A 14,307-nucleotide genomic window follows, 5' to 3' on the forward strand; every position below is an offset into this window, starting at 1 on the left:
GTTTTGCAAAATTATGAATTGTTATTTTTACGGCAACCTATATGAGTAACTATTTAAACATAAAAAAACAATTATTAAAAGCGTGTATACTTTTTGTTGAAAACAAGCATACAACCATTTCAAAAAGTATTGCTTCTAATAAAAACGATTTATTTTCTGAAACCAAAAGTTCAGCAGGCGACAAACATGAAACTGGTAGAGCTATGATTCAGTTAGAAATGGAAAAAGCAGGCCAACAATTGGCTGAGGTTAGTTTTATGCAAACTGTTTTAAGTAAAATTGTGGTAACTAAAGTTTCAAACATTGTTTGTTTAGGAAGTTTAGTAAAAACCACAAAAGGAAATTATTTTTTAGCGGTGAGTGTTGGGCAAATTAAGGTTGAAAACCATACTTATTTTGCAGTTTCTGCACAATCACCAATTGGAAAACAATTGTTAGGTAAAAAAGTTGGAGCAATTATTGAATTTAATAAAGCTGAAGTTTTAGAAGTAGTTTAAAAAAAAGCTGTCTAAAAAGTAAAATTTTGGTCAACCTGAACTTGTTTCAGGTTCGCATACTAATTGATTATCAGTATGATGAAATTCTGAATCAAGTTCAGAATGACGGTTTCAATACTTTTTAAACAGCCTTTATAAATTTAAGAATCTATCCTTTAACCTTTGTTTTACTTGGCAATTCTTTAAAGCCCATATTGTACAATGTAAATCCAAAAATATCAGCGTATTGCTCAATAGTTTTAGAAACAGGTGTTCCTGCTCCGTGACCTGCATTGGTTTCAATACGAATTAACGTTGGATTATCACCAGCTTGTTTGGCTTGTAATTCTGCAGCAAATTTAAATGAATGCGCAGGTACAACTCTATCATCGTGATCACCAGTTGTTACCAAAGTTGCAGGGTAAGCAACACCTTCTTTTACATTATGCACCGGAGAATATCCTTTTAAATAGTTGAACATTTCTTTAGAATCTTCTGAAGTTCCGTAATCATATGCCCAACCAGCACCTGCAGTAAATGTGTGGTAACGCAACATGTCCATTACACCAACAGCAGGCAATGCTACTTTCATTAATTCAGGTCTTTGAGTCATTGTTGCACCAACTAATAAACCACCGTTAGAACCCCCTCTAATAGCTAAAAAGTCTGATGAGGTGTAATTATTTTCAATTAAATATTCTGCAGCAGCAATAAAATCATCAAATACATTTTGCTTTTGCAATTTAGTACCGGCTTTATGCCATTCTTTTCCGTATTCACCACCACCACGTAAGTTAGGTACAGCATAAATTCCGCCTTGTTCCATCCAAACGGCATTGGTAATGCTAAATGAAGGTGTTAAGCTAATATTGAAACCACCGTAACCATATAAAATTGTTGGGTTTTTACCATTTAATTCTGTTCCTTTTTTATAAGAAATAATCATAGGAACTTTTGTACCGTCTTTTGAAGTAAAAAATACTTGTTTAGACTCAAAATTATCAGAATTAAAATCGATTGCAGGTTTTTTATATAATTTTGAAATTCCTTCTTTAGGTTCAAAAGAGTAAATAGAACCTGGAGTTATGTAGTTTGAAAATGAATAATACAGTGTTTTAGCATCTTTTTTTCCACCAAAACCACCTGCAGTTCCTACACCAGGCAATTCAATTTCACGCACTAATTTACCTTTATAATCGTATTGTTTTATTTGTGAAACAGCGTCAACCATATATTTAGCAAAAATAAAACCGCTTGCTTTTGAAGGTGATAATACGTTTTTTGTTTCAGGAATAATATCAACCCAATTTTCAACAGAAGGATTATGTACAGGAGCTTCAACAATACGCTTGTTTGGTGCGTTTACATTGGTAACCAATAAAAACTTATTTCCTTTATGATCTAGTACTGAAGTATCGTAGTCAAAACCTTTGATAATTGGTTTTATTTCGCCAGGTATTGGTGATAATCTTTTGTAATACAGTTCATTTCCTGAAGTAGAAACTGAAGCACGAATAATTAAAAACTTACCATCTTCAGTTACATAACCATTTACATATCTTCTTTTTTCTTTGTCTCCAAATATAATTTCGTCATCTTTTTGAGCCGTTCCTAATTCGTGGTAAAATAAACGATGTTGATCTGTTTTAGCAGACAATTCACTTCCTTTAGGTTTTTCATAACTTGAATAAAAAATACCTTTATTTCCTTTCCAAGCCATTCCGCTAAATTTCACATCAATTAGCGTATCTTCTTTAATTTCTTTTGTAACGGCGTCCATAATAATAATTTTACGCCAGTCTGATCCTCCTTCAGAGATTGCATAAGAAACTAATTTTCCATTTTTTGAAAAAGAAATTCCAGATAATGAGGTTGTGCCGTCTTCAGAAAATGTATTTGGATCTAAAAATACTTCAGGATCTTCACCTTCTTTAAAACGGTACAAAACGTATTGATTTTGTAAACCATTATTTTTATAAAAATAGGTGTAATCTCCTTCAATAAAAGGCGAACCTACTTTTTCATAATTCCATAATTCTTCTAATCGACTTTTTAATTCTTCGCGATATGGTATTTGAGATAAGTAACCAAAAGTTGTTTCATTTTCAGCACTTACCCAAGCCGCAGTTTCATCAGACATATCGTCTTCTAACCAACGGTAAGGATCATTTACATCAGTTCCAAAATAGTTGGTAATTGTATCAACTTTTTTTGTTTTTGGGTAATTCAAATCAGCAGTTTTTGGAGCATTAGAATTTTTACAAGAGAATATAAAAATTCCAATGATCATTAATAAAAGATATTTTTTCATGGTAGTTGTATTTTTGATTGTAACAAAAATACTTAAAAAAGCACTGATTTTTTGGTTTTAAATTAGTGAATACAGCGTAAATATTACCATTTAAGGTAATTTGAGACTATTTTTTTACGACTGAAGTATCAATTCATTTTTATCAGTATGTTCAAATTCTCTTCCGTAAATATCTAACATTGTAGTTTCAGCATACGTCATTTTACCATTTTCAATTTCAATTACCTGGCGATAGTTTTTAGTTAATGCTTTTTCTTTCATAAATGGTGATTGTACAATTCCCCAATCGTTATTTTCAATTCCTGCAGAAATATCAATAGAAAGTTTTCCATTTTTGTAATTGGCATCAGTTAATTTTACACCTGCTAATAAACTTACAGCTCTTGGAATATTTAAGGAGTGCATAATCACATTTTCTTTAGCATCCCACATCCAATAACCAGTTTCATCATGAAAAATACCATCGTTAGATTTACGTTTTACAATTCGTCTGTAATGTAATACTGCTAGTACTTGTTCTTCACCATTGGTTAAATCGCCACCTTCTTCAAAAGTTATGGTTTCGTAATATGGATTTTCTTCAGTACCATCAGATTCTGGTGCAATATCCATTCCTTTATCTCCTTTCCAAACTCCAATAAATTCTTTTAAAGGGCCGTAATTTATTTCTGTAACTTCGCTCATTTTTTTAAAATTTTATCAAATGTAATTAAGTAACAGTAGTAAGATACTGACATTTGTCAAATAATTTTAATTTAATTAAAATTTAGCTATTTTTTTAGCTGAAAAACCCGAAATAAGTAAAGAATAACCCAAAAATTAGTATAAAAACCCCTAAAACAGGATAAATTTTAGGAATACTAAAAAGCGACTTAAAACTAGAAATTGTTGTAGGAAATGCCAATAATAACATACCTTTTATAAGCGCTATCCAACCAATTATTGTAATTAAAACAGTCCAATTTTTAACCCAAAAAGGATGGTTTTCAATAATTATAGCACCAAAAATAATAGCTAAAAACCCGCCAAAAATTAAGTAACTTGTATTTTCTAATAATTTTGGAATTTCCTTTTTATAATAATTGCCATTTAGTAAAATTCCTACTCCAAAAGCAATGTAAACACAGCCAATTATTTTTGCTATTAATTGCGAAGTTTCCATTTTAAAAGAATTGAATATTAAGTACTTTAAAGGTACGTTTTAAAACTTTTAAAACCAATAATTATACTTGGTTATTGGTTTGGTAATTGCATTAAGTTGGGATACTTAAATTTAAATTTTAAAGTTGTTTTTATTTTTTCATTTCCAATAATTTTCATTGATTTTTCATCATTTTCATTAAAAATTGGCTTTTCTCTACCAACTTCAAGAAACGATTTTGTGTAAAAATCACGTCGTTTTGGATGTGTATCTGCGCAGGCGTTAAAGGTATTATTCCAACAATTTTGAACAATTACTTGTTTTATAATTTCAATACAATCATCTTGATGAATCATATTTACCACACCTTCAGGGTTTGGAATAATTTTTCCATTTTTAAACCAATTACCAGGTTTTCTTTGGTAACCTAATAAACCAGCAAAGCGAAGAATTGTAGTTTTAAAATGTGTGTTATTTTGAAATAATTCTTCAATTTCTTTTAATGGGCAATTTTTTAAAGTAGTTGTTTCAGTTATAATTTCTTTAGCACTTGCAAATACTGAAGTTGAACTTATAAAAAGTACTTTTTGAATGTTTGATTTTTCAATAAATGAAATTAGATTTTTAAAACCTGCTACATTTTTTGAAGGAATATTTACAATTAAAATTTCAGCATTTAAAAACTCTAAAATATTAGTTGGAAGCTCTTTTAACGTACATAAAAATGGTTGAATTTTATTTGATTGAAGTTCTTTTAGTTTTTCTTTGGAAGTTGTAGAACCTTTTACCAAAAAACCTTTGTTTACCAAGTTAATTGCTAAGGGTTTTCCTAACCAACCACAGCCAAAAATACTTATTGTAGTGTTCATAATTTTTTACGGGTACGTTTCATTATTTTTGGACCAAACCATAACCAAAACCCCGAAATTGTGAAGAGCAATAATGAGCCGCCCATAATGGTTGTGTATATTAATTTAAATGGTTTTTTAGAAGTGTTAAACCATTTATCTAAAATTGAGCCATCGTGAATATTTTCAATCAAATCAGAGTTTCGTTTTCCTATACTTAATAGGTTACCCGTAGCACCATCTAATTGAATTTCCCAATAATGATTTTCAAAAACAAACTTTACAATTCCTTTATTTTTTCGAATGTCAATTCGGTCAATAGTATTGTCTAAATTAGTTGAAATAGAATCGTGTAAAATTACCAATGCTTTTTGATGTAATTGATTTATAGGCAACCATTCTTTTAAGTTTGTTGAAGTACCATTTTGTGTTTTGGGTATAATTGTACCATTGCTATTATTTTTCCAACCTAATAATAAGCCTGAAACTGAAATAAAAAAGAAAAAAACAAATAATAGTGCGCCAGTTTTTCTATGAACTTTACGGAACAATCTTATAATTTTTGCTTGGCGTTTTTTTGAGGGATGGTAAGTCATTAAGAATGCAAAAATTTAGGGTTGTTTCTCAGAATGTTCAATTACTGAATTTATATTTAGTTGTTCTTTAGGTAAAAATCCTTTGAGCATTAAAGCAATTCCAAAAACCATTAATAAAATACCCATTCCACGTTTTACTTTGTAAATAACGCTGGGTGTTAATTTCTTTTTTAATTGTTTTGCAAGTAAAATTTTTCCAAGGTCTGTAATAAAATAGCTTATTAAAATAACGGTAAAATAATTGAATATTTTATGCGGATCCATTTGTAAATTTGAACCTACAACTACAATCATTCCTAACCAAAAAGCTAAAACACCAATATTTATAAAGTTTAGTAAAAAACCTTTTAGTAATAACTTTACATAATTTGTTTTTTCAGGTAAAACTAAAGTTTCATCCTGTACCACTCGTTTCTGACTTTTGTCTATGTAGGTAATTATGCCGTACACCAATAAAATAATACCTCCAATAAAAAATAAACGAGGATCATCTTTAATTTGTTCTAACAAACTTTTACTTCCGTAGTAAGCAATTAAAATAAAGGCAATATCACCTAAAAGTACGCCTAAATCAAATGCAATTGCGGCTCTTGCACCTTTTATAATACTGGTTTGTAAGAGCATAAAAAATACAGGACCAATCATAAATGCTAGAAAAAATCCAATAAGTACTGCATCTTTAAGTTCGCTAAACGTCATAAATAGTGCTAAAAATTGTTACTTTTTAAACCTCGTCAAAATCAACTGTTAGTTTTTTTGTAACCGGATGTGCCTGACAGGTTAAAATTAAACCTTCATTAATTTCATCTTCAGATAAAATGGCATTTTTTTCCATTACAGCTTTTCCTTCAGTAACTTTTGCTAAACAACTGCTACAAATTCCGCCTTGGCAAGAATAAGGAGCATCTAAACCTTCTTTTAAAGCAGCTGTTAAAATATTGGTTTGTGAATCCATTTCAAAAGTAGCTTCTTCATCATCAACAATTACTTTAATTTCACAAGTTCCTTCAAATACTTCATTTGATTCGTTTTCGGTTGCAATTGGAGCAGAAAATAATTCAAAATAAATATTAGTTATACCGTTTTCAGCAAGGGTTTCTTTTGCGGTATCAATCATTGCTTCTGGGCCACAAATAAAAGCTTTATCAAATACAATTTGCTTGAATTTATTTTTGATAACAAAATTGATATTGCTTTTATCAATTCTTCCAAATAATGCATTTTCTTGTTCTTCGCGGCTTACAACATATTGCACATTAAATTGGTTTGGATACGTATTTAATAAGGCATCAATTTCAGCTTTAAAAATAGTGTTGGCTGTTGATTTATTTCCGTAAAGTAATGTAAATGTACTATTTGGTTCGTTTGTTAAAGTAGCTTTAATCATTGCCATTACAGGTGTAATTCCACTTCCGGCTGCAATTCCTAAATAATTGTTTTTATTGGTTTCAGCAGTTTCTAATACAAATTTACCTTCAGGTTTAGAAACTTCTAAAGTATCGCCTTCTTTTAAAATAGTTGTTGCAAAAACAGAGAAAGTTCCGTTATCAACAGCTTTTATAGCAATGCGTAATTCGTTGCTATTTGGTGCAGAACAAATTGAATACGCTCTACGTAATTCTTCACCAGAAAGTTCTTTTTTAATAGTAATATATTGTCCGGCTGAAAATTCAAATTCAGGTTTTAAACTTGTTGGAATATCAAATACAATTGAAACGGCATTTTGCGTTTCTTTTTTAATTTCTTTGATAGTTAGTGTGTGAAATTTTGCCATTAGTAATAGTTTTAAGGCTACAAAAGTAATTAATCTAACCACAACTTTTTGTTAAAAAATATACCTAAGATAGTTATACATAAGAAAATTATGTATATATTTACATTGAATTTAAGCAGAAGAACAAAACTATTCATGGGAAATCAGAAATTATTTAAAGGCTCTTTACAAACCATAATTTTAAAATTATTGGAAGAAAAAGACAAAATGTATGGTTATGAAATTACCCAAAAAGTAAAAGAAATAACTAAGGGTGAATTAAATATTACCGAAGGCGCCTTGTACCCAGCATTGCATAAATTAGAAGCTGAAGGTTTGTTAGATGTAGAGGTTGCAAAAGTTGATAACCGTTTGCGAAAATATTACAAACTCACAGAAACAGGTACTAAAGAAACTGTAAATAGATTGGCTGAATTGGAAGAATTTATAAAAACTATGCAAACTATTGTAAATCCTAAATTAGCTTAAAACATTTTTTAAATTGCTGTAAAAATGAAACTTACCAAAGAACAAATACAAGAAATTGATGATTACATAACTGCTTGTGATATTAAATGGTACGATGTTAAAATGGAATTGGTAGATCATTTTGCAACAAGTTTAGAAGGTAAATTGGAGGAAAACCCAATTGTAGATTTTAAACAAGCAATTATAGATGAGCATAAAAGTTTTAGCGACCAAGGATTTAAAAAACTATTAAACACAAAAACAAAAGCAGTTGAAAAACAATTTTACAAACAAGTGTTTAAACATTTAAAATTGTTTTTTACACTTCCCAAAATATTTATTTCAGCAAGTATTTTTTACGGATTGGTATTGTTGATGAATATATTTGAGAATAAAGAAAACTTTTTTATTTTTTTAACTGCTATTCTTTTAACATTAGTTGTGCAATTGTTACTTAGAATAACTTCATATAAAAAGAATAACAAAACACCTTTTTTAATTTTAAATAGAACAAATATTTTTTTACAGCTCTTTAATGGAATAATGATTATTTTTTCAAACATTACTTCTTTTAGAACTGAAGAAAGTTTTTACAATTCAACTTATAATTATGTACAAATAGGAATTTTTGTTTTAATCATATTATTTTATTGGTGCGCAGAGTATGTGTTTTTTATGAATAAAAAATATGTAAAAACTAATTATCCTGAAATTGCTATTTAATATGAAACTTACCAAAGAACAAATAACGTATATAGATGATTATTTAAAACATCACAAAGTAAAATATTGGGATATTCGTATAGAATTATTAGATCATATTGTAACCAATGTAGAAGCTTTAATGGAAAAAGGAATTTCTTTTGACAAGGCTTTGGAAGAAGTTCATATTAGTTTTGGAAATTCTTTAAAACGTTTTTGGAATTCTGGAATAGCATACGGAGTTATGGAAAATGGTATTGGCTATGAGAAACTAATAGATTCTAAAAGAAAGGAAATTCATAAAAAATACAATCGCTTACTTTTTAAAGAAATTAAAAACTTTTTTACAACTACTAAAACAATACTGCTTTCAATTGTAGTATTTGCTATGTTATATTTCACTTTTATAGTTTTTAAAAATAATATTTTAAAAATAATTGCTATTACCAGTATAGTAAGTTATTCAATGAGTATTTATTATTTTCCAATTAAGTTGTGGTTTCAAAATAAAAGAGAAAAATCAATAAATCTTCAAAACGCGTTAAACTATATGCTTTTGGCGGTGTTATTTCTTAATTGCTTAAGTCTTTTTAGACCTAAAGATGCTTCATCTTTTTTTACACAAGAACAATATCTTTGGTTTGTTGTAAGCATGATAATGTTATATTTTATTACAAATTATTGCGGTGCACAAGTTTATAAAAAAGCGTACAACCATTACTCTAATTTATATGATAAACTGCAACAGTTATGAAAAAACTAAATTCATACCAAATACAGCAACTTTATACATTTACACGTGCGCATTTTGTTGAATATTACGATGTACAAACTGAATTGGTTGATCATTTAGCCAATGACATTGAACAAATTTGGCAAGAGCAACCTCATTTAACTTTTGAAGATACCAGAACTATTTCATTCAAAAAATTTGGTGTTTTTGGTTTTATGGATGTGGTTGAAGCCAGAACCAAAGCCTTAAATAAAAAATATTGGAAATTGGTTTGGGGATTTTTTAAAGAGTTTTTTAAAATTCCTCAGGTAATTTCTACAGCCGTAATTTTTATGGTAATTTATTTCAGTTTTATACTTGTACCAAATCATACTTGGGTTTATGTGTCTATAGGTTTTAGTATTTGCGCAGTTTTAATAGTTAGATTATTTCAATTGCAACAATTAAAAAAACAACGTTTTAAACAAACCAATAAAAAATGGTTGTTAGAAGAATATATTTTAAATTCAGGAAATATTGCATCCTTTGCATACGTAATATTTTCGGTGCCTTTAAACTTAAAAGTTCAATTAACGGCCTCTTATCAAATTGCACTTATGTCGTTATTTTTCACCAGTTATTTACTATTAATTTATATAATTACGTTTGTTTTACCTCAAAAAGCCGAAGAAATTTTAGAAAATCAGTACCCAGAATATAAATTGGTTTAATTTTACCTGTAACATTTTATAAAATTGTAAAGCATATAAAAACAACTTCCCAAATGATTCAACATTTTTTTAATTTTGAATGGAAACAATTCTTTCGTTCATCGTATTGGCAAAAAAGTATTGCCATAAACATTTTATTAGGGTTTGTAGCGCTCTATTTTATTTTAATTTTTTTAGGTTTAGGAATTGGGTTATATCCAATTTTAAAGAAACAATTTCCAGAATCTGACCCGCTAATTATTTTAAACGGATTTTTATTTTATTGGTTTTTAGGAGATTTAATGCTACGCTTTTTTTTACAGAAATTACCTGTAATGAATGTTAAACCATTTCTAATTTTACCTTTAAAACGAAGTAAAATTATAAACTATGTTTTGGGAAAAACCATTACTTCATTTTTTAATTTTTTACCACTTTTTGCTGTTATACCATTTGGAATTATTTTAATTTTAGAAGATTATAGCGTAACAACCGCAATTGTTTGGATGCTTTTAATGTATACGTTTACGTTAATTATTAATTTTTTAAATTTTATTATTGAAGCAAAATCTGCTGATACTGAATTGTCATTTTTACCAATTATAATTATTGCTGCAAGTTTATTTGCAATCAATCATTTTGAAATTGTTTCCTTGTCAAGTTTACTTTCAAGTGCAATTAATAGCATTATTGAAACACCGTTTTTACTACTAGTACCTTTGTTAATTTTAGCCGCATTGTATAGTATAAATTATGCTATGCTAAAACAAAAATTATACATTGATGCATCTTTAAAAGTAGAAGCTGAAACCGCTACAACTACAGATTTAGCTTGGACACGTAGATTTGGAGATATTGCACCTTTTTTACAATTAGATTTAAAATTACTTTGGCGAAATAAAAGACCTCGTTCTTCAGTATTTATGGTAGCTATTGGATTGTTTTACGGACTTATTTTTTACCCAAACCCAACTTACCAAAATATGATGCCTATGTTCATATTTGTTGGAATTTTTGTAACAGGAATTTTTATGATCAATTTTGGTCAGTTTATTCCGGCTTGGGATAGCGGTTATTACAAATTGTTAATGAGTCAAAATATAAAGTACAAAGAATACTTAAATTCAAAATATACATTAATGATGATGAGCGCAATTATTATGTTTGTTTTAAGCATTCCGTACGTGTATTTTGGATGGAAAATTTTAGTCATTCATTTTGCAGCAATGGTATACAATATTGGCGTAAACTCGTATGTTTTATTATACGGTGGTTCTTTTAATAGAAAAAAAATAGACTTAACACAACGCGCTGCATTTAATTACCAAGGTACAGGCGCAGTGCAATGGATTATTGGTTTTCCGCTACTTTTAGTACCTATTTTAATATTTTATCTTCCATATAAATTTATTGGATTTGAAGCAGGTATTGCCACCTTAATTATTTTAGGCGTTATAGGAATTGTTTTGCATCAAAAAATAATGAAAGTAATTACCAAAAAATATACAACTTCAAAACATAAAATGATTAGTGCTTTTGACCAAAGCAATTAACAGTACACATTTTTACAACTCACAATTAAATAAAAACAACAATGATACAAGCAACAGATATTTCAAAAAAATATAGTGGAAATACCGTTTTAAATATAGCATCTTTAGAAATTCCAAAAGGGCAAGCATTTGGTTTAGTTGGAAATAATGGTGCCGGAAAAACTACTTTTTTCAATTTACTGTTAGATTTAATAAAGCCTACAACAGGAAACATAACAAACAACCAAATACAAGTAAATACAAGCGAAGCTTGGAAACCATTTACAGCTGCTTTTATTGATGAAAGCTTTTTAATTGGCTATTTAACACCTGAAGAATATTTTTATTTTGTTGGCGAATTACGTGGTATGAATAAAGCTGATATTGATACTTTTTTAAAGCAGTTTGAAGAAATTTTTAATGAAGAAATTTTAGGAAAGAAAAAATACTTGCGTGATTTATCAAAAGGAAATCAGAAAAAAGCAGGAATTGTTGCCGCTTTAATTGGAAACCCTGAAGTAATTATTTTAGATGAGCCTTTTGCAAACTTAGACCCAACAACACAAATTAGATTAAAACAATTATTAAAAAATTTAACGAAGAATAGCAATGCAACAATTTTAGTTTCAAGCCATGATTTAGGTCATGTTACTGAAGTTTGCGAGCGAATTGTTGTGTTAGATAAAGGTGAGATTGTTAAAGATATTGAAACATCAGAAGCAACATTAAAAGAGTTAGAAGCCTATTTTTCAGTGTAACTGATTTAAGTACACAATATTTTGTATTTTTACATCCCTTTTAACAATAAATAGTGTGTGTGTTTAGTTTAAAAGGAATGTAAATTAGATTCTATTGAAAAATATATATAAAATAGCTGCGGTTTTTTTAACCTTTATTGTAGCCTATAGTTGTTCCACCAAAAAAGATGCTTTTGTAAATAGGCAATACCACGCTATTTCAACAAAATACAATGTTTTATTTAATGGTGAGCAGGCATTTTTGCAAGGTTTAGAAGCTTTAAATGCTAATTATGAAGATAATTATTGGGACGTTTTACCTATTGAACCTTTAAAAGTTGATGAATTAGCAATGCCCGGAATGATGGGCGATACTGATAGTTCCCCTCAAGAGTTTGAAAGAGCTGAAGAAAAGGCTGTAAAAGCAATTCAAAAGCACTCTATGCTAATTGCACGTCAAGAGCGCAATAGCCAAATTGATGCTGCTTACTTATTATTAGGAAAAGCACGTTATTATTCAAAAAGATTTGTGCCTTCATTAGAAGCCTTTAACTATATTATTATTAATTATCCAACGGCAGATTTAATAGATGAAGCTTGGATTTGGCGCTCAAAAACACACGTTCGTTTGCGAAATGAAGAAATTGCAATTGACCGTTTAAAAACATTGCTAACCAAAGAATCTATTTCAAAAATTGATTTGGAAAGTGCTCACACAACTTTAGCAATGGCATACCAAAGTTTAGATAGTATTCCGCAGGTAATTTATCATTTAAATCAAGCTGTTGTAACTGATTATAATAAAGAGCAAACAGCTAGAAATTTGTTTGTTTTGGGACAATTGTATCAAAATAAAAATGAACGAGATTCAGCAAATATTGCTTTTCAAAAAGTGATAGACTTAAAAAAATCACCGTATAAATATAAAATTCACGCTGAAATTGAACAGGCTAAAAATGTTTCAAATAAAGAAGAAGCTTTGGTAATGATTGAAGAGCTTGAGCGTTTAATAAAAGATCGTTACAACCGTGAATATTTAGACGAATTGTATTTTAGGTTAGGAGAAATTACCGCTCAAGATGATGTAGAAACAGCTTTATATTATTATAAAAATGCTGTTGAAACTAGTACTAATAACTCGTTTCAAAAAGAATTAAGTTACGAAGCTATTGGAAATATTTATTTTGATAAAGCAGAATTTAGTACAGCCGGAGCCTATTACGACAGTATTTTACAAATTTCAACAAATGAAAATAGTAAACGTATTAGAAGTATAAAAAGAAAACGAAATAATTTAGATGAGGTTATTGCGTATGAAGATATTGCTAAAAAAAATGACAGTATTTTAGAAATAGTTGCAATGTCTCCAGAAGAACAAAATAACTATTTTAATAGCTATATTAAAAAGTTACAAGCTGAAGAAGAACGTAAATTGTTAGCCCAAGAGTTGCAAGGAAACACAGGTTCATCTTTTTACAATGCAAACGATATTGGAGGATCAAGTAATAGCGGAAAGTGGTATTTTTATAACACGCAGTCTGCCGGATTTGGACAACAAGAGTTTTTAAAAATTTGGGGAAATAGACCGTTAGAAGATAATTGGCGTTTAAGTAATAAAATGCAGTTAAATAACACTACAATTACAACCGTAGAAACAACAACTCCACAAATTGATGCCTCTCAAAAGTATGATGTTGCTACTTATATTGCCCAGCTTCCTTCAACGCAAGATGAGATTGACGTAGTTGTGCGCGAACGTAACAACGCTTATTATAACTTAGGAATTATTTACAAGTCACAATTTAAAGAAATAGATTTAGCTATTTCAAAACTTGAAAAACTGCTTACTTTTAACCCAAAAAATGACATTTTAATTCCATTAAAATATCATTTATATAAAATGTATACAACGTTAAATAGTGAAAAAGCAGCAGTGTATAAAAATGATATTACATCAAATTATCCAGATTCAAAGTATGCAAAAATTATTTTAAACCCTACAGAAATATCAAATGCCGATACTAGCAATTCCCCAGAAAGTATGTACGCAAATGCATTTCATGAATATAAAAACGAAGATTTTAATAGTGTAATAGAAAAATCTAACAAAGCAATAATTGCGTATGAAGGGCAAGCAATAGTTGCAAAGTTTGAATTGTTAAAAGCTTATGCTATTGGTAAAAAAGAAGGTGTTGATGCGTTTAAAAATGCCCTTGAATTTGTGTTAACAAATTACCCAAATACAGAAGAAGGAAAAAAAGCTGAAGAAGTATTGCAATCAATTAATTCAAAAATTTAAACCCCCAAAAAAATTAAAAGTC

Annotated in this window: 15 protein-coding genes; 8 read left to right on the forward strand and 7 right to left on the reverse strand. The window is 28.9% G+C overall.

The features are described 5' to 3' along the window. Positions 1–41: 41 nt before the first annotated feature. The gene (locus ACFQ5N_RS03640; protein WP_386807828.1) at positions 42–497 is read left to right on the forward strand and encodes a 3-oxoacyl-ACP synthase; all 456 of its coding nucleotides are present in this window, start codon (positions 42–44) and stop codon (positions 495–497) included. A gap of 148 nt (positions 498–645) precedes the next feature. On the opposite strand, the gene ACFQ5N_RS03645 is transcribed toward ACFQ5N_RS03640, so the two are convergent. The 7 genes from ACFQ5N_RS03645 to ACFQ5N_RS03675 all read right to left on the reverse strand — a co-directional run bounded on the left by ACFQ5N_RS03645 (position 646) and on the right by ACFQ5N_RS03675 (position 7,146). Continuing rightward, positions 646–2,787, reverse strand: a complete 2,142-nt coding sequence (locus tag ACFQ5N_RS03645) for a prolyl oligopeptidase family serine peptidase (RefSeq protein WP_386807829.1) — start codon at positions 2,785–2,787, stop codon at positions 646–648. Between the two features lie 114 nt (positions 2,788–2,901). Then, the gene (locus tag ACFQ5N_RS03650; RefSeq protein ID WP_386807831.1) at positions 2,902–3,471 is read right to left on the reverse strand and encodes a heme-binding beta-barrel domain-containing protein; all 570 of its coding nucleotides are present in this window, start codon (positions 3,469–3,471) and stop codon (positions 2,902–2,904) included. Positions 3,472–3,565: 94 nt separating this feature from the next. Continuing rightward, complete coding sequence (locus ACFQ5N_RS03655; protein WP_386807832.1) at positions 3,566–3,949, reverse strand: hypothetical protein; 384 nt, start codon at positions 3,947–3,949, stop codon at positions 3,566–3,568. A 71-nt stretch (positions 3,950–4,020) separates the two neighbouring features. Continuing rightward, a complete protein-coding gene (locus ACFQ5N_RS03660) occupies positions 4,021–4,797 on the reverse strand; it encodes an NAD(P)-binding domain-containing protein (RefSeq protein WP_386807833.1) in 777 nt (258 codons plus the stop codon). After that, complete coding sequence (locus ACFQ5N_RS03665) at positions 4,794–5,372, reverse strand: PepSY domain-containing protein (protein WP_386807834.1); 579 nt, start codon at positions 5,370–5,372, stop codon at positions 4,794–4,796. The genes ACFQ5N_RS03660 and ACFQ5N_RS03665 overlap by 4 nt, the downstream gene beginning before the upstream one ends. Positions 5,373–5,387: 15 nt before the next feature. Then, the gene (locus tag ACFQ5N_RS03670) at positions 5,388–6,071 is read right to left on the reverse strand and encodes a LysE family translocator (RefSeq protein ID WP_386807836.1); all 684 of its coding nucleotides are present in this window, start codon (positions 6,069–6,071) and stop codon (positions 5,388–5,390) included. A 25-nt stretch (positions 6,072–6,096) separates the two neighbouring features. Then, complete coding sequence (locus ACFQ5N_RS03675) at positions 6,097–7,146, reverse strand: 2Fe-2S iron-sulfur cluster-binding protein (protein WP_386807838.1); 1,050 nt, start codon at positions 7,144–7,146, stop codon at positions 6,097–6,099. A 135-nt stretch (positions 7,147–7,281) separates the two neighbouring features. On the opposite strand from ACFQ5N_RS03675, the gene ACFQ5N_RS03680 reads away from it, so the two are divergent. From ACFQ5N_RS03680 to porW, 7 genes are all read left to right on the forward strand, one after another. Continuing rightward, positions 7,282–7,614, forward strand: a complete 333-nt coding sequence (locus ACFQ5N_RS03680; protein ID WP_386807839.1) for a PadR family transcriptional regulator — start codon at positions 7,282–7,284, stop codon at positions 7,612–7,614. A 24-nt stretch (positions 7,615–7,638) separates the two neighbouring features. Then, positions 7,639–8,316, forward strand: a complete 678-nt coding sequence (locus ACFQ5N_RS03685) for a hypothetical protein (RefSeq protein WP_386807841.1) — start codon at positions 7,639–7,641, stop codon at positions 8,314–8,316. 1 nt (position 8,317) lies between these two features. Next, on the forward strand, positions 8,318–9,049 hold the full coding sequence (locus tag ACFQ5N_RS03690; RefSeq protein ID WP_386807843.1) for a hypothetical protein: 732 nt from the start codon (positions 8,318–8,320) through the stop codon (positions 9,047–9,049). Then, complete coding sequence (locus ACFQ5N_RS03695) at positions 9,046–9,738, forward strand: hypothetical protein (protein ID WP_386807845.1); 693 nt, start codon at positions 9,046–9,048, stop codon at positions 9,736–9,738. The genes ACFQ5N_RS03690 and ACFQ5N_RS03695 overlap by 4 nt, the downstream gene beginning before the upstream one ends. 53 nt (positions 9,739–9,791) lie before the next feature. Beyond that, positions 9,792–11,270, forward strand: a complete 1,479-nt coding sequence (locus ACFQ5N_RS03700) for a DUF5687 family protein (protein WP_386807847.1) — start codon at positions 9,792–9,794, stop codon at positions 11,268–11,270. Between the two features lie 41 nt (positions 11,271–11,311). After that, positions 11,312–12,007 (forward strand): ABC transporter ATP-binding protein, encoded by a 696-nt coding sequence (locus ACFQ5N_RS03705; RefSeq protein WP_386807849.1) that lies wholly within the window; start codon positions 11,312–11,314, stop codon positions 12,005–12,007. Between the two features lie 94 nt (positions 12,008–12,101). Further along, positions 12,102–14,285, forward strand: a complete 2,184-nt coding sequence (gene porW / locus ACFQ5N_RS03710) for a type IX secretion system periplasmic lipoprotein PorW/SprE (RefSeq protein WP_386807851.1) — start codon at positions 12,102–12,104, stop codon at positions 14,283–14,285. The last annotated feature ends 22 nt before the right edge of the window (positions 14,286–14,307 follow it).

The sequence above is a fragment of the Lutibacter holmesii genome, assembly GCF_042679665.1.
Taxonomy (GTDB): Bacteria; Bacteroidota; Bacteroidia; order Flavobacteriales; family Flavobacteriaceae; genus Lutibacter; species Lutibacter holmesii.

Coding starts and splice junctions, on each gene's coding strand:
- ACFQ5N_RS03640 (WP_386807828.1), top strand. CDS start 42: ATGAGTAACTATTTAAACATAAAAAAACAATTATTAAAAGCGTGTATA.
- ACFQ5N_RS03645 (WP_386807829.1), bottom strand. CDS start 2,787: ATGAAAAAATATCTTTTATTAATGATCATTGGAATTTTTATATTCTCT.
- ACFQ5N_RS03650 (WP_386807831.1), bottom strand. CDS start 3,471: ATGAGCGAAGTTACAGAAATAAATTACGGCCCTTTAAAAGAATTTATT.
- ACFQ5N_RS03655 (WP_386807832.1), bottom strand. CDS start 3,949: ATGGAAACTTCGCAATTAATAGCAAAAATAATTGGCTGTGTTTACATT.
- ACFQ5N_RS03660 (WP_386807833.1), bottom strand. CDS start 4,797: ATGAACACTACAATAAGTATTTTTGGCTGTGGTTGGTTAGGAAAACCC.
- ACFQ5N_RS03665 (WP_386807834.1), bottom strand. CDS start 5,372: ATGACTTACCATCCCTCAAAAAAACGCCAAGCAAAAATTATAAGATTG.
- ACFQ5N_RS03670 (WP_386807836.1), bottom strand. CDS start 6,071: ATGACGTTTAGCGAACTTAAAGATGCAGTACTTATTGGATTTTTTCTA.
- ACFQ5N_RS03675 (WP_386807838.1), bottom strand. CDS start 7,146: ATGGCAAAATTTCACACACTAACTATCAAAGAAATTAAAAAAGAAACG.
- ACFQ5N_RS03680 (WP_386807839.1), top strand. CDS start 7,282: ATGGGAAATCAGAAATTATTTAAAGGCTCTTTACAAACCATAATTTTA.
- ACFQ5N_RS03685 (WP_386807841.1), top strand. CDS start 7,639: ATGAAACTTACCAAAGAACAAATACAAGAAATTGATGATTACATAACT.
- ACFQ5N_RS03690 (WP_386807843.1), top strand. CDS start 8,318: ATGAAACTTACCAAAGAACAAATAACGTATATAGATGATTATTTAAAA.
- ACFQ5N_RS03695 (WP_386807845.1), top strand. CDS start 9,046: ATGAAAAAACTAAATTCATACCAAATACAGCAACTTTATACATTTACA.
- ACFQ5N_RS03700 (WP_386807847.1), top strand. CDS start 9,792: ATGATTCAACATTTTTTTAATTTTGAATGGAAACAATTCTTTCGTTCA.
- ACFQ5N_RS03705 (WP_386807849.1), top strand. CDS start 11,312: ATGATACAAGCAACAGATATTTCAAAAAAATATAGTGGAAATACCGTT.